Source organism: Streptomyces sp. NPDC001348 (assembly GCF_053597535.1).
Map to the genome: position 1 here is coordinate 254,145 of NZ_JBSFIK010000004.1, position 19,305 is coordinate 273,449.

The window sequence follows — 19,305 nt, forward strand, 5'->3', positions numbered from 1 at the left end:
GAGACGGAGCGGTGACGTGGGCGAAGTACGAGTGCCAGACGCACGCGGCGGTGGCAGGCAGGACGGAAGGCGACTTCGAGGACTGGTGCTGCTCGGCACCATGCTGGTCCTCCTCTTCGGCGGAGCCGGCCCCGCCTCGGCGCACGCCGCGGTCCGCAGCACCGACCCCGCCGACGGCTCCGTCCTCAAGTCCGCGCCCCGACAGGTCACCCTGACCTTCACCGAGTCCGTGAGCCTGCTCGACGACTCCTTCCGGGTGTACGACCCGTCCAACCACCGGGTCTCCACGGGCGCGGCCCAGCACGTCCCGGGCCGGTCCGACGCCGCCCGGATCACGCTGCCCCGGGGGCTCGGCAAGGGCACCTTCACCGTCGCCTGGCGGGTGGTCTCGGCCGACAGCCACCCGGTCTCCGGCGCCTTCACCTTCTCCATCGGCAAGCGCTCCGCGACGACCGCGCCGCTGGACACGGGCCAGACGGAGGACCCCGCCACCGGCAGCCTCTGGAACATCGGGCGCTACGTGGCGTACCTGGCGGCGGCGCTGCTGATCGGCACCCTGACGTTCGCCGCGGTCTGCCGCCCGCCCGACCTCACCCCGCTGCGCAAGGCGGTCGCAGGCGGCTGGTGGGCGCTGGTCGCGGCCACCGTCGTGCTCTTCGTGCTGCGCGCCCCGTACGAGGAGGGCGCCGCACCGGCGGCCGCCTTCGACCTGTCCGCGCTGACCCGCACCGCGACCGGCCGCCCGGGCCTGCTCCTGCTGACCCGCCTCGCCCTGCTGCTCGTCACCGGCGCCCTCCTGCTGCTCCTGCGCCGCAGGACCACCCCGCCCGGCCGGCCCGTCCTCGCGGCCGGCGCCGTGCTCGCCGTCGGGCTCGCCCTGACCTGGGCGGCCGCCGAACACGCCTCGGCGGGCATCCAGGTACCGGTGGCCATCACCTCGTCGGTCCTGCACCTGCTGGCGATGGCGGCGTGGCTCGGCGGGCTGACCGCACTGCTCACCACCCTGCGCGGGGCGGCCGGGCCCGGGTCGGTCACCGTGCCGCCCGCCACGGTGACCCGCTTCTCCCGCCTCGCCTTCGCCTCGGTGACCGTCCTGGCCGTCACCGGGGTCTACCAGTCCTGGCGGGGCCTCGGCTCCTTGCGGGCGCTCGGCGACACCACGTACGGCCGCCTCCTGGTCGTCAAACTCGCCGCGGTGCTGGTGCTGTTGCTGATGGCGAACTTCTCCCGGCAGTGGACGGCACGGCTGGCGGCGGTCGAGGTGAGCGAGAACGTGCGGGAACGGGTGCCGGAGCCGGTCGGAGGACCGTCCGCGCCGCCCGAGGCGGAGACACAGGAATCGGGCCGGGAGTCCACCCCGGAGCCCGTCCAGGAGCCGGACCGGAAATCCCCCCAGGCGTCCTCGCCCTCGCCGCTCGGCGTCCACCGGGCCCTGCGCCGCTCGGCCCTGGCCGAAGTGGCCGTCGCCGTCGTCGTGCTGGGGGTCACCACGGTCCTCACGGGCACCCTGCCCGCCCGGGCGGAGGCCGAGGCGGCGGCGGACGGTACGGCGGCGACGAGCGGCCTGCCGACCGCGTCCGTCACGATGATCCCCTTCGACCTCGGCAAGCCCGGCGCCCGCGGCAACGTCCAGGTCACCCTGGACTCCGGGCGGGTGGGCCGGCGCTCCGTCGAGGCCGTGGTCTACGGCCCCGACGGCGGCCTCTCCACCGTCCCCGAACTGCGTCTCTCCTTCACCCTCCCCGCCCAGAAGATCGGCCCGATCGACGCCAAGGTCACCAACCGGGGCGGCTACTGGGGCAGCGACTCCCTCAACCTCCCCATCCCGGGCACCTGGACGATGAAGGCCACAGTGCGGGTGTCGGAGGTGGACCAGGTGAGCGCGTCCAGGACCGTACGGATCACGCGGTAGCCGACCCACGGAAGGGGACGCCGGCTCACATGCCGGGATCGCCGAACTGTTCGAGGAGAACGTCGGCCGGTGTGTGGGCCAGGGCGGCGGACGCGCCGTCGTGGACGGTCTGCTCCGTCCAGATGACCTTGCCGCGCGCGGTGTACCGCGTCCCCCACCGCTGCGCCAGCCGGGCCACGAGGAACAGCCCCCGCCCGCCCTCGTCCGTGGCCGCCGCCCGCCGCAGGCGCGGCGAGGTGCTGCTGCCGTCCGACACCTCGCAGATCAGGGACCGGCCGCACAGCAGCCGCACCCCGATGGGCGCGGAGCCGTACCGGATCGCGTTCGTGACCAGCTCACTGAGGATCAGCTCCGCGGTGAACGCGACCTCCTCCAGCCCCCACTCCCGCAGCTGCCGGCTGCAGCGCGCCCGCACCGAGTGCACCACCGCCGGGTCCGGCGGCACGTCCCACTCGGCCACACGCGAGGGCGGGAACAGCCGGGTGCGTGCCGCCAGCAGCGCGATGTCGTCGTCGCGGTGCGCCGGCTTCAGCGCGTCGATCACCGCCCGGCAGGTCTCCTCCGGAGCGCGCCCACCGGCCCCGCCCAGCGTCACGCGCAGCCTCTCCAGTCCGACGTCGATGTCCCGGGTACGGTCCTCCACCAGCCCGTTGGTGTACAGCACCAGCTGGGAGCCCTCCGGCAGCCGCAGCTCGGCGGTCTCGAAGGGGTGGCCGCACAGGCCGAGCGGCGCCGACGCCGGCACCCCGGGGCAGTCGACCGTGCCGTCCGGGCGCACCACCACCGGGTCGGGGTGACCCGCCCGGGCCACCGTGCACACCCCCGCCACCGGGTCGTAGACGGCGTACAGGCAGGTCGCCCCCGACACCCCCTCGCCCTCGTGGCCGTCCGCGCCGTCGCCCTCCTCGTCGTCCATGCGGACGACCAGCTCGTCCAGGTTCCCGAGGACCTCGTCCACCGGCAGGTCCAGCGCGGCGAAGTTGTGCACCGCCGTACGCAGCCGGCCCATCGTCGCCGCCGCGCGCAGCCCGCGCCCGACGACGTCGCCCATCACCAGGGCCACCCGCGCACCCGGCAGCGGAATGACGTCGAACCAGTCCCCGCCCACCCCCGCCTCGGCGGGCAGATACCGCCAGGCCACGTCCAGCGCCTCCTGCTCCGGCTGCCCGCGGGGCAGCAGGCTGCGTTGCAGCGTCACCGCCATCGCGTGCTCCCGGGCGAACCTGCGGGCGTTGTCGATGGCCACCGCCGCCCGGGTGGCCAGCTCCTCCGCGAAGGACAGGTCGTCCGGCCCGAACACCGGGGAGTCCTCGGTCCGGTAGAAGTTCGCCACGCCCAACGGCACGCCCCTCGCCCGCAGCGGCACGGTCAGCAGGGAACGCAAGCCCCCCTGGAGCGCCTTCCGGGCGCGGTCCGGGTCCTGCTCCTGCCAGCCGCGCGCCTCCCGCAGGTCCGTCTCCAGCACGCCCCGGCCCTTCTGCAGGGTCCGCATCTGCGGGGTCGCGGTCGAGAAGGTGATCACCTCGCCCAGCGGATACACCGGCACCAGCCGCTGATCGCCGCCGATCGCCACCCGCCGCAGATGCCGCCAGCCCTCCGCCGTCGGCTCCCATCCGCGCAGCACCGCGTCCAGCAGGTCCACCGTGACGAGGTCGGCGAACCTCGGCACCGCCACCTCGGCCAGCTCCCTGGCCGTACGCTCCACGTCCAGCGTGGTCCCGATCTCCGTCCCCGCCTCGTACAGCAGCCGCAGCCGTTCCCGCGCGACCTCGGCCCGCCCGGACACCGCCGCCAGCTCCGTGGTGTCCCGCAGGGTCAGCACGCTGCCGCCGCGGCCGCCCCGCGGGAACGTGGGCCGCTTGTTCACCGCCAGCAACCGGTCCCCCACGAGACACACCTGGTCGGTGACCGACTCCGGCGACGCCGACAGGCGCGTGAGCCGCTCCGGCAGTCCCAGCTCGTCCACCCGGCGTCCCTTTGCGTCCGCCCCGAGCCCGAGCAGCCGCGCCGCCTCGTCGTTGGCCAGCACCAGACGCCCTTCGGCGTCGCTGATCAGCACGCCTTCCCGTACCGCGTGCAGCACCGCGTCATGGTGCTCGTACATCCCCGCGAGCTCCGCGGGGGTCAGCCCGCGCGTCTGCCGCAGCAGCCGCCGGGACGCGAGCGTCGTCCCCATGCCCGCCAGCAGCAGCGCGACCGCGCCGGTGCCGAAGGCGATCGGCACCTGGGGTATCCACAGCCGGGCCACGTTCCTGACCGTGATCCCGGCGGAGACCGCGCCGACGACCGTGCCCCGCGCGTCGGTGAGCGGCACCACCGCCTGCACGGCCGTCCCCTTGCCGGCCGGCAGCGGCGGCCCCCCGGCCTGCTCCACGACGGTACGGCCCCGCAGCGCGGAGCCGATGTCACCGACGAACTTCTTCCCGATCTCCGACGGATAGGGGTACGTGTACCGGATGCCCCGGGTGTCCGTGACGACCACGAAGTCCACGCCCGCCCGCTTCCGCGCCTGCTCGGCCCGCGGCTGCAGCACCGCGGACGGATCCGGGCCGCGCAGCGCCCGCGCCGTCCCGGGCGCGTTGGCGAACGACTCGGCGGCGACGACCGACTCCCGCCGCCCCTGCTGCACCGCGTCCCGTGCCGCCTGCAGCACCACGGCCACCACCGCGGCCAGCACCAGCAGCACCACGATCACGACCTGCAGCAGGAACATCTGCCCGGCCGTACTGCGCGGGTTCAGCAGGGAAACGCGGCGCTCACCCGAGCGTCCGGCGTCCACCCGCGCCGTCGGGTTCCGGGATCGCCCGGAAAACACCCTCATGCACCCTTCATAACACCGGGGAGCGAGCCGTACCGGGCGGGCCGGACGAGCCGGGGGACGAATCGGGGGACGAATCGGCGGGCAGTGGCTGTTCGGCCCAGATGGTCTTGCCGGTCGCGGTCTGGCGGCTGCCCCAGCGTTCGGAGATCTGGGCGACGAGCAGCAGTCCCCGCCCGCCCTCGTCGAAGACACGGGCCCGGCGCAGATGCGGCGCGGTACTGCTGCCGTCGGACACCTCGCAGATGAGCGCCGCGTCGCGGATGAGGCGCAGCACGATCGGGGGTTCGCCGTACCGGACCGCGTTCGTCACCAGCTCGCTCACGATCAGTTCGGTCGCGAACGCCGTGTCCGTCAGCCCCCAGGCGGCCAGTTGCGCGCCCGCCACCTTGCGGGCCCCGGCCACGGCCGCCGGATCCTGCGGCAGCTGCCAGGTGCGCACCTTCGCGTTGTCGAGCGCGGACGTCCGGGCCAGCATCAGCACGATGTCGTCGGCGGAGCGGTCGGCCAGCACGGTGCGCAGCACCTGGTCGCAGGTCTCCTCCAGCGGACCGTCCGGACCGCCGAGCGCCTGACGGAGCAGGGCGAGCCCGACCTCGATGTCACGGTCGGCGGCCTCGACCAGGCCGTCCGTGTAGAGGGCGAGCAGGCTGCCCTCCTCCAGTTCGAGTTCGACGGATTCGAAGGGCAGGCCGCCGAGGCCGAGCGGCGGCCCGGCGGGGAGGTCCAGGAACCGTACGCCGCCCTGGGGGGTGACCAGGGCGGGCGGCGGATGACCGGCGCGGGCCATGGTGCAGCGCCGGGACACCGGGTCGTACACGGCGTACACGCAGGTGGCGCCGACCTCGCCCGAGGCGTCCTCGGTCCGTCCGCGTACCTCGGGGCCCTCCTCGCGGTCGAGCCGGATGACGAGGTCGTCCAGCTGGGTGAGCAGCTCGTCCGGGGCGAGGTCGACGTCCGCGAGGGTCCGTACGGCCGTCCGCAGGCGGCCCATCGTGGCCGACGCGTGGATGCCGTGACCCACCACGTCGCCCACCACCAGGGCGACCCGGGCGCCGGACAGCGGGATCACGTCGAACCAGTCCCCGCCGACGTCCGCGCCGGCCCCGGCCGGCAGATAGCGGTAGGCCACCTCCATCGCCGCCAGACCCGGAGGCCGCTCGGGCAGCAGGCTGCGCTGCAGCGCCAGCGCGGTGCGGCGTTCACGGGTGTAGCGGCGGGCGTTGTCCACGCTCACGGCGGCTCTCGCGACGATCTCCTCCGCGAGCAGCAGGTCGTCCGCGCTGAAGGAATCCGGCGTGCGGTGCCGCAGGAAGTGCACCAGGCCGAGGGTCACCCCCCGGGCTCTGAGCGGCACCAGCATCACCGAGTGGATCATGTGCTTGGACACGGTCTCGGCGCGTGCCCGGGAGGAGCTGATCCACTCCCGCATCCCCGGATCCTCCATGCGCCGGCGGGTGCCCCGGCCGCCGGCCAGCGTCTGCGCCGGCGGCGTCCCGACCGGGTAGAGGAACGCCCCGCCCGTGGGCACCACCGACTCCGGGCAGCCCTTCAGGACCGACCGCTGCGCGGTGCGGCGCACGGTGACCGGCTCGCCCGGCAGCACCGGTTCCGGCTCGTCGCCCAGCGCGACGGACTCCAGCAGGTCCACGGTGACGAAGTCCGCGAAGCCGGCCACGGCCACGTCGGCCAGTTCCTCGGCGGTCCGGGTCACGTCCAGGGTGCTGCCGATGCGCAGGCTCGCGTCGTTGAGGACCGCCAGACGGCGGCGGGCCCAGTACTGCTCCGTGGTGTCGAAGACCGCCGCGGACAGCCCTCGGACAGCGCCGGTCTCGTCCTTCAACGGCGAGAGGAACATCGACCAGGCACGCTCCCGGGTGTCACCGGGGGACTGGCCGCGCCCCTCGTGGAAGACCGTCCTCCCGGTGCGCAGGACCTCTCGCTGGAGGCGGTCGTACTCGTCGAACGGCGGTCTGGGCTCGATCTCCCACAGCGTCAGGCCCCGCATGTCCGCCATGGACCTGCCCATCAGCCGGGTCATGACCTCGTTGGCGGCCACCAGCCGGGCCTCCCGGTCATAGACGGCCACCGGCACGGGGAGCTGCGACAACGTCAGGTCCCACAGCTCCGCGCCCTCCGGCTCCGGCGGTGCGGCGGGGTCCGCCGGGGCGGTACCGGTCACGAGCCAGGGCCGGCCATGGCCCGCGTCGACCAGCGGCGTCCCCCGCAGCCGCACCACGACACGGTCTCCGTCCCGGCGGCGCAGCGCCACGTCACCGGCCCACGGCTGCCCGTCGGCCACATGGCGCCGCGCCGGACCGGGCAGCTCGTCGGCGAGCAGCTCCCCGGCGGGCCGGCCCACGATCTCGGCGGCCTCGTATCCGAGCAGCCGCTCGGCCGCGGCGCTCCACGCCAGAACCGCCCCGCCGGCGTCGACGACGACCGCCGGGTCCTCGGCTGCGCGGACCTCCACTGTGCCTCCGGATGGGATGCTCCTGCCGTTGTGCGGACACCCGGGTACCCAATCCGGCGCACTGCCCCACCGCTCGCCGGCGGACGTCGGGCAGGAGACCGCGGGCCCGGCGGGCGTCCCGTGCGGCTCGTCCGGTGGTCATGGAGTTCTTCCGGTGGTCATGGAGTTCTTACGAGACCTTGAAGGGTGAACCAAATCCACCTGCCGGTCCCCCCTCTGGGCCACCCTGGTCCCACGCCCGCCGATCATGTGGTGGTGGCGCACTGTGGACTGCCCCCTTCGCCGCATCAGGCAGGGAGGGCATCGCCGCGGCATAAGCGAGCGGCTGCCGCGGAACAGCGCCCCGGAGACCTCTCCGGGGCGCGACGCGTTCGTGCCGGGTGGCCGAGGGGTGCTGCCGAGGTGCCGGGACGGCCGTACTCCTCAGGAGCAGCCAGGACAGGCCCTAAGTGCCCTGGGGCCGCGCCGCACGCGTGCCCGGGGCGGCTTCCTGTGCGCCCTCGAGCGGCAAGGTCTCGTCCTCCCCGAAGTCAGGGGCCTGGAAGGGGTTCGTCGCCGGAGGCGGCGATGCCGCGGCGGAGCGGCGGGGTTGCCCGTCCGGGGCGGAGAACAGTGAGGTCAGATCGATGAGAGGTTCCTCTTTCGGTACAGGTCCCCGAAGGGGCCTGGTGTGCCGTGACCGGACACAGCGTCTACAGCTTGGTCATCTTGGCGTACGGGCTCAGGATCCGCATCTGCGTCGAGCCGAAGTCCACGAGCGCCGCGATTCCCTCCTCGACGCCGACCACGCGGCCGAGGCCGTACACGTCATGGGTGACCTGGTCGCCCATGGCGAAGTGCTTGGGAGCCGGTACGACCGGGGCCTTGAAGGGGCTGGTGGGCAGATGACGCTTCGGTCCAGCGGGCTTTGTCATGGTTCAGTATGAGCCTACGGGCGTCCCGTTCGCTGTGGCCGTCGGCACAGATCCGGACGGCAAAGTAAATCGACCGCCGCGCTCCGTCCTCCAGGTGCTTGATCAAGCGGTGAGTCTGATCGCCATGAGGCCCCGATCGAGGCCGACGACGAGATGACCGTCGGCCTCGGCGACGGAGAAGACCTCGCGACGCACGGGGATGCTCATCACCGGCCGCAGGCCGTCGGCCGTCCACAGTCCCACGCACCGTGCCGTCTGGCCGGCGCTCGCCAGCAGCCTGCGAGCACCGAACTCCACGTGGCCGACCGTGTTGACCCATCCGTTGTGGAGTTCGCGCGCGAGCACCCTGCGCCCCGTGGCGGGGTCGAGGACCCACACGGAACCGTTCCCCCAGCTGTCGTCCTCGCTGTCGCTCGCCTGCCGCTTGACCGCCAGGAGGGTGCCGCTGTCGGTCACCAGCGGGCACAGGCGTCCCATGTCGGCGTCCGGGATCTCCCAGGAAGCGATCACTTCCGACGCGGCGAGGTCCCACACGGTGACCGTGCTCGAATGGTCCATCCAGTCACCGCGGAGCACCGCGAGCGCGGTGCGACCGCCGACACGCAGACCGCAGAGGTCGTCCGTGCGTCGTCTCCCACCGGTGTCGCCGCACCGGAACGTCCCTCCGGACGACGGGTCCCACACGAGGAGCCGGTCGCTCTTCTCCTCCCAGCAGGACACCACGAGGCATTCCCGGCCGCCCAGGTCGACCGGGGACATCCTGGTGGCCCCGCCCCCGGTCCAGGTCCGCAGCACGGCACGTGACACGGGATCCCAGACCTGGACCACGCCCTCCTCGTGGGTGCCGCAGGCGATGGCCAGACAGGTGCGGTCGTCCACCCGCAGAGTGCAGAGGTCCCAGACCCGGGCATGCGGGGTGTCCATCCGTTCGACGAGTTCGCCTGTCGCCACGTCGTGGATCCGCACGGTGCCGCTCAGCCCGTTGTCGGCGACGACCGTCCGGCCGCCGACACTGAACGCGCACAGTGAACCGACCCATCGGCCCACGCTGTCGTCGGGCTCCGGAACCGACCGCCGGTCGAGGTCCCAGAGCCGCACGGTGCGGTCCTGGCCGGTGCTGGCCAGAAGCCACTCGCCTTCCGACACCACCTCGCACACATCGCCGACCCAGCCGTCGTGCCCTTCCAGGTAGTGGGTTCGCACACCCGTGACCGGGTCCCAGACCACGATGCTGCCGTCCTCGTCCTGGCCGTAGCCGGCTGCCACGAGTGGACCGTGCGGGCTCCGCACCGTGGAAAGGGTGAACAACATCTCGCCTTCCGCACCGGCGAGCACTCGTACGGGCTTTCCGTCGCGCGGGTCGAGGAGCAGGACGTCTTCTCCGTGGTCCGTGGCCAGCAGCGGTCCGTCCGGGCCGGGCACGGCGATCAGGTGGCGACTGACGAGGCTGCGGCTGCGCGCGGAGAACGTCCGGACGGTGTCACCGGTCGCGGGGTCCCAGAGGCGCAGTTGGTCGTAGCCTTCCGAGCGCCCGACGCCGACGGCCAGCAGCGGGCGCCCGTCCCACTCGAAGGCGCACGCGCCGCCGATGCGACGGGTCCGGGTGCGCAAGGTCCGCAGGGCCTCGCCGGTCCCTGGGTCCCAGACCGTCAACCGGCGGTCCCGTCCGGCGCTGACCAGACAGGTGCGGCCCTCGATGTCGACGGTGCACAAGCGCTCGACCGGTCCGTCATGCCCTGCCAGCTCACGGACCACGCCACCGGTCTCCGGGTCCCACAGGCGCACCGTGGCGTCGCTTCCGGCCCCGGCCAGCAGCGTGCGACCGTCCACGACCAGCCCGCACAGCGCCCCGACCCAGCCGGCATACCCGGCCAGCGTGCGGACGGCTTCGCCCGTCGCCACGTCCCAGAGCCGAATGCAGTCCTCATCGGCGCTGGCGAGCAGGCCGCGCTCCGCGGTGCGGAGAAAACAGAGGGCCTCCACCTGTGTGGTGTGCCCCTCGAAGACGGCGACCTCCAACGACGGCGGCACGGTGGACCAAAGGGCCTGGTACGGCGCCGCGGCATCACCGTGCCGGAATGCCGTTCCGAGGCCTTCCTGAACCTCGGTCACGCTGAACATGGCCGCCCGCTCGGGTGCCGCGGCGGCGATGGCACGCGGGGTCCGGCGCAGCAACTCCGCACGCCGTCGCCCTTCCTCCGTGGTCGCGGAACGCGCCTGCGGGATGAGCCGGCGCAGGTCGGCGTGGAGCAGGTAGTGGTCCTCCCGCAGCAGCCGGTCGATGACGCCTCCCCGTGCCGCGTGCGTGGGCAGGGAGCGCAGGAGGTAGGGGTGCGCCTGCGCCCATCCGTGCCTCACCCCTTCCTCGACGAAGGCGAGTGTGACGGCCCGTTCGTCGGAGGCGAGAAGCGCGAGATCGGCACGGGCGGCGCGCAACGTGTCGTTCAGGGCCTGGTGGAAGAGGCGGAAGGTGATGTCGGACGGTTCGCCACCGCTGGTCTCGATGAGGAAGTTCGCCGCGGAGGAACGCGCGAACGCCAGCAGCTCACCCTCCGAAGGGGCTGTACCGAACAGGGCGGTGAGAGCCGTACGCCACAGAGCCGCGGGGAGGCCGGGACTCTCGGCGTGAGCCAGCGGAACGAGCAGCCTCTCGGCGGGCAGCCCGCCGACATCGGGCAGATGCCGCAGATACTCGCGCAGTGAGGTCTCCACCGTCACCGGGAACGACACGGTGTCCGGATCGACGGCCCGCGGATCGTGCATTCCGTGGGCCCGGGCGACCAGCCCGGCCACCAGGAAGTTGCCGTCGGCGAGCTCTGCGATGCGTTCGGCGACCGGGAGGGCCGGCGCGGTGTCCGCGTACGGGTTTCCGGAGCGCTCGTCGCCCTGCAGCTGCAGGGTGGCCAGTGCGTACGCGATCAGGTCCGAGCGGTCGGAGAGCTCCGGCGCGTCGAGATCGAGGACCAGTGCCGACTGCCCGAGTCTGCCCAGCAGGTCGCCGGCGTCGTCCCGGCGCCGGGCCCCGACCACCAGGCGTGCTCCCACGGCCGCGCAGGTCTCCGCCAGCGGCACCACGATGTGGCTGATGATGGCCCGTGCGTCGACGGGCGAAGCCGCTTCGTCGAGGGCGTCGATGACCAGCGTGAAGTGACGGTCGGACCGGTCCCGCAGCGTGTCGCGCAGGGACCGCGGCAGATCGACGACCTGGACGGGCAAAGGCGCGGAAGCGGCGCGAGCGATCTCCTGCGCCACCTCCAGGGCCGTCTTGCCCTTGGCGTGCACCGCGCAGGCGACGGATCCCAGCGGGGCGCGCACGGCGGTGTCACCGGGCGGCAACGACGCGGCGACCTCCGGATCCGCGGTCGTGATGATCCGGCCCAGCACCGCGGACTTCCCCGAGCCCGGCGCGCCCGTGATCACCAGTACCCGGCGCTGGGGCTGGGCAGCGGTGATCCATTCGCTGATCTCGCGCAGCGCGGCGGTCCGGCCCCGGAAACGGAAGCCCTGTTCCGCGTCGGTGCTCACGCCCCGAGCCCGCGGTCGCCAGTGCCTCCCGGCCTCCGGATCGCTGTCCAGGGACCACCCCCACGAGGTCAGGGACGTCTCGTCAACGGCTTCGAGTGACCATTCCGTCAGTTCGCGCAGCCCTTCGTCCGGCAGCAGCCGGGAGATCTCCCGCACGCTGAGGGCCAGTGCGTCCCCCGTGCCGCTGTGCGCCTGTCCCACCACACCGACGACCGCCTGGTACGCCGACGACCACACCGCCGCTCCGCTGAAGCCGCCCTTGACCGGATAGCGGGACTCGTGCGCGTCGAGTCGCATCCAGCCGTGACCGAGCGCCTCTCCCACCACCCCGCTCGCGGAGTTGCCGAGCACTCCGTCGGGGAAGCCGAACGACCACCACCGCGTATCGACCAGATCACCGGGAGCCGCTCGCCGCAGCCTCGCCGCCAGGCCTGCGGGCAACTCCTCGGCCAAGTGCAGCACCGCCACGTCCCTGACCTCATGGGCACCGCCGGACGGCAGGGTGACGGCGGCGACCTGGACGCGACGGTCGACGACCTCCTCCGCCTTGGGGAGAGCGACCCAGAGGGCCCCGGTCCTGTTCCAGACCGTCTGCACCACGTGCGCGCAGGTGAGCACGCGCCGCTGGTCGATCAGGACACCGGAGCCGAGCGGCCGCATGTCCTGTTCCGTGCCGTAGAGCGCCGCCACCCACGTATCGCGCTCCGGTCTGGCCCCCCGCGAAGCCGTGCTCATCGGGTGGGGGCGATGACAGCCGTCGCAGACCGCGGGCCCTTGGTGACCACATCCCAGGTGAGGGCAACCACTGCCCCGTAGCCCAGCGCATACGACGAAATCCGCGTCGCCACCCCGCCCCCCTCGCTCGCGTGGGCGAAAAGCCTACTGCTCCCCGGCTGCAGAAACCGAAGGGCCCGAACCACTGTGCGGTCCGGTCCCTCGTACCGCGCTCCCGCGCACCTTGTGGGGCTCGGCCGCTCTTCTCCCCGTCGACCGAGACGGACAACGTCGAAGGGCCCCACCGCGAACGGTGGGGCCCTTCGACATCGTGCCCGGTGAGGCACTGGCGGAGGATACGAGATTCGAACTCGTGAGGGGTTGCCCCCAACACGCTTTCCAAGCGTGCGCCCTAGGCCTCTAGGCGAATCCTCCGCCGGAAACATTACATGACCGAGGGGAGTGCTCGCGAACTCGTTCGCGCAGGCCGGGATCGGGTACTCTGTGCGCAGCCCCTCACGCGGCGCTATCTGACTGAACTCCCCCAGGGCCGGAAGGCAGCAAGGGTAGGTTGGCTCTGGCGGGTGCGTGGGGGGCGTCTGCGTTGTGGTGGGGGTGGGCCGCGGATCGCTCGGGCGGGGACCGTTGTCAGTGGACGCCTATAACCTCGTAAGCGTGTCGTCTCTCGCTCTGTACCGCCGCTACCGCCCGGAGTCCTTTGCCGAGGTCATCGGGCAGGAGCATGTCACGGACCCGCTGCAGCAGGCGCTGCGGAACAACCGGGTCAATCACGCGTACCTGTTCAGCGGGCCGCGCGGGTGTGGCAAGACGACCAGCGCCCGGATCCTGGCCCGGTGCCTGAACTGCGAGAAGGGGCCGACGCCGACGCCGTGCGGGGAGTGCCAGTCCTGTCAGGACCTGGCGCGCAACGGGCCGGGTTCCATCGACGTCATCGAGATCGACGCCGCTTCGCACGGTGGTGTCGACGACGCTCGTGAGCTGCGGGAGAAGGCCTTCTTCGGGCCCGCGAGCAGCCGGTACAAGATCTACATCATCGACGAGGCCCACATGGTCACGTCGGCCGGGTTCAACGCGCTGCTGAAGGTCGTCGAGGAGCCTCCGGAGCACCTGAAGTTCATCTTCGCCACCACCGAGCCCGAGAAGGTCATCGGGACGATCCGGTCGCGGACCCATCACTACCCGTTCCGGCTCGTGCCGCCGGGGACCCTCCGGGACTACCTCGCGGACGTGTGCCGGAGGGAGGACATCCCCGTCGAGGAGGGTGTGCTGCCGCTCGTCGTACGGGCCGGCGCGGGATCCGTGCGTGACTCCATGTCCGTCATGGACCAGCTGCTCGCCGGCGCGGGCGAGGACGGCGTGACGTACGCCATGGCCACCTCGCTGCTCGGGTACACCGACGGGTCCCTGCTCGACTCCGTCGTCGAGGCCTTCGCCACCGGGGACGGGGCCGCCGCCTTCGAGGTCGTCGACCGGGTCATCGAGGGGGGCAACGATCCCCGGCGGTTCGTCGCCGACCTGCTGGAGCGGCTGCGGGACCTGGTGATCCTCGCCGCCGTTCCGGACGCCCTCGACAAGGGACTCATCGACGCCCCCGCCGACGTCCTCGAGCGCATGCAGGCCCAGGCCGGCACGTTCGGCGCCGCCGAGCTCAGCCGTGCCGCCGACCTCGTCAACGAGGGGCTGACCGAGATGCGCGGCGCCAACTCGCCCCGCCTGCAGCTCGAGCTGATCTGCGCGCGCGTGCTGCTGCCCGCCGCGTACGGCGACGAACGCTCCGTCATGGCCCGGCTGGACCGGCTGGAGCGCGGGGTGAACTTCTCCGCCGCGCCCGCCGGTGCGCCTGCCGCGGGGTACGTGCCCGCGCCCGACGCCCACGCGGGCGGCGGCGGGACGCAGGTGCCGCCGGGTGGCGGTGCCGCGGCGGCCCGGGCGGCCGTGCGGGGGCAGGCAGGCTCCGGTGCCGCCGGGGCCCCCTCGTCCGCGCCCCCGGCTTCGCCCCCGTCGTCGCCCGCGCCCTCACCGTCCCCCTCGCCCGCACTCGCGCCGCCGCCCACGCCCGCGCCGTCGTCCCAGCAGGCTCCGGCGGGACCCCCGCCCGGCGAGCACACCCCGCCGCCCGCACCGGCCGGCCCTCCGGCGCCCGGCGCCTGGCCCACCGCGGCTCCGGCGGGCGGCGGCCGACGGCCCGGCGGCTGGCCCACGGCCACCCCGGCGGGCGGCGGACAGCCGGCGGCGGCAGGTGCGCCGGCACCCACCCCCGCCCCGGCGCCCACCCCCGCCCGGGCCCCGGCGCCCGCTCAGGCCGCCCCCGCGTCCTCGGCCTCCGCCCCCGCCGACGGCCTCGACCCGCGCATGCTCTGGCCGAACATCCTGGAGGCCGTCAAGAACCGCCGCCGTTTCACCTGGATCCTGCTCAGCCAGAACGCCCAGGTCGTGGGCTTCGACGGCACCACCCTGCAGCTCGGCTTCGTCAACGCCGGTGCCCGCGACAACTTCGCGAGCAGCGGCAGCGAGGACGTGCTGCGGCAGGCGCTGGCCGAGCAGTTCAACGTGCAGTGGAAGATCGAGGCCCTCGTCGACCCCTCCGGCGGAGCCGGCGGTTCCGCACCCTCGCCCGCGGGCGGACCCGGGGGCTTCGGTTCCTCCGGCCCCTCCGGGTACGGCGGAGGCGGCGGCTACGGCGGCTCCGGCGCCGCGAACCCGCAGCGCCCGCCCGCCCCGCAGCCGAGCCAGGCCGCCCCGCAGGGCCGGCCCTCGGCCCCGGCGGCCTCTCCGGCGCCCGCCCCCCGGCCGACGCCCGCATCCGAGCCGTCCCCCGTCTCCCCGGAGGACGACATCCCCGAGGACGACGACCCCGACCTCGACGAGTCCGCCCTGTCCGGACACGAGCTCATCGTGCGGGAGCTGGGGGCCACGGTGGTGGAGGAGTTCTCCAACGAGTGACCCCGGGGGTTCGGCCGGGGGTTCGTAGGAACGTACAACCTCCCCACCCCCCGGCTCTCATGGGGAACGCCAGCTAGGCTGACCCCCGTGAAGGTCCTCGTCATCGGCAGCGGCGCCCGCGAACACGCCCTGTGCCGCTCCCTGTCCCTCGACCCCGACGTCACCGCGCTGCACTGCGCCCCAGGCAACGCCGGCATCGCCGAGGTCGCCGAGCTGCACCGGGTCGACCCGCTCGACGGCGCCGCGGTGTCCGCGCTGGCCACCGAGCTGGGCGCCGGTCTCGTGGTGATCGGCCCGGAGGCCCCGCTGGTCGCCGGTGTCGCCGATGCCGTCCGCGAGGCGGGCATCCCGGTCTTCGGCCCCTCGCGGGAGGCCGCGCAGCTCGAGGGGTCCAAGGCGTTCGCCAAGGAAGTGATGGCGGCGGCCGGTGTGCCGACCGCCCGCTCGTACGTGTGCACGACCGCCGACGAGATCGCCGAGGCGCTCGACGCCTTCGGTGCCCCGTACGTCGTCAAGGACGACGGGCTGGCCGCCGGCAAGGGGGTCGTGGTCACCTCCGACCTGGAGGCCGCCAAGGCCCACGCCGCCGGCTGCGAACAGGTGGTCATCGAGGAGTTCCTCGACGGCCCGGAGGTCTCGCTCTTCGCGATCACCGACGGCGAGACCGTCGTCCCGCTCCAGCCCGCCCAGGACTTCAAGCGGGCGCTGGACGGCGACGAGGGCCCGAACACCGGCGGCATGGGTGCGTACTCGCCGCTGCCCTGGGCCGACCCGAAGCTGGTGGACGAGGTGCTGGAGACCGTCCTCCAGCCGACCGTCGACGAGATGCGCCGCCGGGGTACGCCGTTTTCCGGCCTTCTCTACGCCGGTCTCGCGATCACCGGCCGGGGCGTGCGGGTCATCGAGTTCAACGCCCGATTCGGCGACCCCGAGACACAGGTCGTCCTGGCCCGTCTGAAGACCCCGCTGGCCGGCGTGCTGCTCGCCGCCGCGAACGGCACCCTTTCCGACCTGGCTCCCCTGCGCTGGAGCGAGGAGGCGGCGGTCACCGTGGTCGTCGCCTCGCACAACTACCCCGGCACCCCGCGCACCGGCGACCCGATCACCGGCCTCGACGAGGTGACGGCCCTGGATGCCCCGCACGCCTACGTCCTGCACGCCGGCACCAGGCGCGACGGGGACGCCGTCCTCAGCGCGGGCGGACGCGTGCTGTCGGTGACGGCCGCGGGCAAGGACCTGGCCGAGGCGCGGGGCCGGGCCTACACCGCCGTGGCCCGTATTCGCCTCGACGGCTCCCAGCACCGTTCGGACATCGCGGCGAACGCCGCGGCGGAGGCGGCCGGGGCGTAAAGCCGCCGGTCAAGAGCCCTTCACGATGACCTGGCCCCGGATGCGAATCCGGGGCCAGGTCATTGCTGTGCGTCATCCACCTCTGACCAAAGCCATTCCATCGAGTGACCGATGCCCTATCCGGCTGACGGGGGCCCAGGCCCCAACTAGGGTGCGGCGCAAGTGTTCCGGCACTTGGCCCACCGGCATTGCGATGTCACCGGGGGGTGCCACAGTGGGGGAGTGAGCAACGCCAGGACAACGCCAGGACAGCACGGAGGGGGTGAGGTCCGGTCGTGACCGGTTTGGGTATGGAGGCAGGCGCGCAGGCCGCGCGGTCCCGGGCCCTCGCCGTGCTGCGGGTGCGCGGCCGGGGGCTCGCCGTCGCCGTGCTGCCCGCGGCGGCCGCCGTGATCCTGCTGGCGGGAGGCTCCAGCGGCCATCTGGTGGGCCATGGCTGGGACGTCACCCGCTGGGTCGTGGGCGCGCTGGCCCTGGTGGTGCTGCTCGTCGCCGCGGGCATGGCCACGGTGGTCGTCCGCGCCCGGCCCGCGGTGAGCCCCACGGTGTCCATTCCCGAGCAGTCCGCGCCGGACCTGTACCGCATGGTCCGCGACCTCGCCGACCGCCTCGACGTGCCCGCGCCGTCCGCGATAGCGATCACGCCGGACTGCGACAGCTGGCTGGAGGACCGCACCCATCCGGCCCACGGCCCGCCCCCGCCCGAGTCCGGCGACGAGATAGCCGGACCGGGACGGCGCCACCACCGGCGTACGGCGGTGGCTCCCGTCCTCGTGATCGGCTCTCCGTTCCTGTGGTGGATGCGGGTCGGTGAACTGCGGGCGGTCCTCGCCCCGGTCGTCGCCGGTACGGGACCCTCGGCGCATCCCGACATAGCGGCCGCCCGCCGGTTCGTACGGGGGCTGGACGCGGCGGTGGCGGTGGCGTCGGCGCCCGGTCGCTGCCCGCCGGCCCGGGGAGTGTGCGCGGGGCTCGGCTGGGTGGCCCGGCTGCTGCTGCGCGGCTGCCGGGAGCACGCGGTCCTGATGGAGCGCGCGGTCGCGGCAGCCGCCGCCGAGCGTGCACAGGCTGTGGACTACGGGCTGCGGATCGTCGCCCAGGAGCAGGTGGGGCTGGCGTACGCGGGCTGGGACCGGCTGCTGACCCGGGTGGCGCTGCCCGCCTGGCGGATGGGCCGCTGGCCCTCACGGCTGGACGCGGGTGTCGTCGCGGCGCTCACCGAGCTGTCCCGGCGGGACCGGCTGGCCGAGGGCTTCGCCTCCCGGCTGGGCGAGCGCCCCGCGTGCGACCTGCTCGAGGAGCCCGGCCTGGTGGACGAGGCAGCCTCGCTGCTCGCCGCCCGTCTCTTCCACGGCGGCCCCGCCGAGTCGGGCCCGGACTGGGCGCCGGTGGACTGGCAGGACTATCCGGAGGAGGTGGTCGACCGCACCTGGCGCACCGACGCGGCCCGCCTCCACCGGGTCCTGGACGCCCTGGGGGTCCGCTCCACCCCCGCCGCCACCGCCTCCCCCGCCCCGACGCTGTCCCGGGTGCTGGACCACCTGTCGTTCCCGCCGCCCCCCGTCACCGATCCGGAGGGCTGCCGGCGGGCCGACGACCCGCGCTGCGCGGCCGCGGACGGCGAGCCGCTGAACGAACGCAGCGCCTCGCTCGCCGCCCGGCTCAGCGCCGAGGTGGCCCGTGAGGAGGCCGCCGGGCCGGACCCGGCGCCGACGTCCGGTGCGGGCGCAGGCCAGGGGCCGGACACCGCCCTGTGGGACGACGGTGCGCTGCCCCTGTTCCCGCTCCAGCCCCCGCGCACCGCCCGCGACCTGCTCGCCGAGCACGTCACGGCGATGGTGTGCTGCGCCGCGATCGACACGGCGGGGGCGAGCCCGGGGCTGGACTGGCTCGACGGACCCTCGTTGCTCGTCCACGGCGAGCGGGCCGCCGACCTCTCCGCCCGGGTGCTCAGCCTGATCGAGGAGGGAGACCCGCTGCCGCTGCGCGCCTGGCTGGTGGAGTCGGGGATACGCCCGGAGAAGCCGGTACGGCTGGTCTGACGAGCCGACTGGACCGGACGTACCGGAATCGGCTCTTCCAGTTCAGGTCAATTCGCAACGAATAGTGACCATACGCGTGTCGAATGTGCTGTGCTGGGACCGAACGCGCACATGGCAAGGGCGTACGACATACGACAGACACACAGACCAATCGGCAAGCCACGCACACCAGTTCGCACGGCCCACGACGCACGGACCACGACGCACGGACCACGACGCACGGGCCAGGTCGAACAGACGAGACCACAAGTCGCACAGACGAGACCACGGGGGCACGAGGGAGGGGAGCGGCCATGGCCTCGGACCACATCCGCCGCTGGGAGTCGGGAGCACTCGCGCACGCCGTCACGGACCCCTTCGGGCAGGGCCCGGTCCCCTGGCTGCGCGGCAGCGAGATGTACTTCGACGACACCGGGCACGTCGTCCCCTGGTACGTGGACACCACCCGGCAGCACCCGCCGACGACCCGCGCCGGCCGGGGCACCGCACGGGTCCCGGCCCCCCGGGCCTCCGGCGGCGGTCCTCGCTCCGCCGACGACGTGCACCGCCAGATCAAGGGCTTCACCTCCGCCGGCGCGGTCGCGCCCGGCGAG

The 19,305-nt window shown here is 73.6% G+C and carries 8 protein-coding genes, 1 tRNA gene, 1 other RNA gene and 1 pseudogene; 6 read left to right on the plus strand and 5 right to left on the minus strand.

The window, feature by feature from the left end:
* The first annotated feature begins 85 nt into the window (after nt 1–85).
* The gene (locus ACWC21_RS06380) at nt 86–1,912 is read left to right on the plus strand and encodes a copper resistance CopC/CopD family protein (RefSeq protein WP_450878825.1); all 1,827 of its coding nucleotides are present in this window, start codon (nt 86–88) and stop codon (nt 1,910–1,912) included.
* A gap of 25 nt (nt 1,913–1,937) precedes the next feature.
* Here ACWC21_RS06380 and ACWC21_RS06385 read toward each other — a convergent pair whose 3' ends face one another.
* From ACWC21_RS06385 to ACWC21_RS06405, 5 genes are all read right to left on the minus strand, one after another.
* Nucleotides 1,938–4,625 (minus strand): SpoIIE family protein phosphatase, encoded by a 2,688-nt coding sequence (locus ACWC21_RS06385; RefSeq protein WP_450878827.1) that lies wholly within the window; start codon nt 4,623–4,625, stop codon nt 1,938–1,940.
* A gap of 115 nt (nt 4,626–4,740) precedes the next feature.
* Entirely contained in the window at nt 4,741–7,203 is a 2,463-nt protein-coding gene (locus ACWC21_RS06390; RefSeq protein ID WP_450878705.1) for a SpoIIE family protein phosphatase, read from the minus strand.
* A gap of 692 nt (nt 7,204–7,895) precedes the next feature.
* Nucleotides 7,896–8,117 (minus strand): hypothetical protein, encoded by a 222-nt coding sequence (locus ACWC21_RS06395; protein WP_450878707.1) that lies wholly within the window; start codon nt 8,115–8,117, stop codon nt 7,896–7,898.
* Between the two features lie 102 nt (nt 8,118–8,219).
* Nucleotides 8,220–12,377, minus strand: coding sequence for a trypsin-like peptidase domain-containing protein (locus tag ACWC21_RS06400; RefSeq protein ID WP_450878709.1), 4,158 nt, complete (start codon nt 12,375–12,377; stop codon nt 8,220–8,222).
* 326 nt (nt 12,378–12,703) lie between these two features.
* Nucleotides 12,704–12,791: transfer RNA gene (locus tag ACWC21_RS06405), tRNA-Ser, on the minus strand.
* Nucleotides 12,792–12,864: 73 nt separating this feature from the next.
* Between ACWC21_RS06405 and ffs the strand changes: the two genes are divergently transcribed.
* From ffs to ACWC21_RS06430, 5 genes and pseudogenes are all read left to right on the plus strand, one after another.
* Nucleotides 12,865–12,959: signal recognition particle sRNA small type (gene ffs / locus ACWC21_RS06410), an RNA gene on the plus strand.
* A 72-nt stretch (nt 12,960–13,031) separates the two neighbouring features.
* Nucleotides 13,032–15,320, plus strand: a complete 2,289-nt coding sequence (locus ACWC21_RS06415; RefSeq protein ID WP_450878711.1) for a DNA polymerase III subunit gamma and tau — start codon at nt 13,032–13,034, stop codon at nt 15,318–15,320.
* Between the two features lie 87 nt (nt 15,321–15,407).
* Nucleotides 15,408–16,670 carry a phosphoribosylamine--glycine ligase gene (purD, locus tag ACWC21_RS06420; protein WP_450878713.1) on the plus strand — a complete coding sequence of 421 codons (1,263 nt, stop codon included), beginning with the start codon at nt 15,408–15,410 and terminating at the stop codon, nt 16,668–16,670.
* 275 nt (nt 16,671–16,945) lie between these two features.
* Complete coding sequence (locus ACWC21_RS06425) at nt 16,946–18,712, plus strand: hypothetical protein (RefSeq protein ID WP_450878714.1); 1,767 nt, start codon at nt 16,946–16,948, stop codon at nt 18,710–18,712.
* A gap of 293 nt (nt 18,713–19,005) precedes the next feature.
* A pseudogene (locus tag ACWC21_RS06430) lies at nt 19,006–19,305 on the plus strand (N,N-dimethylformamidase beta subunit family domain-containing protein); the annotation flags it as partial.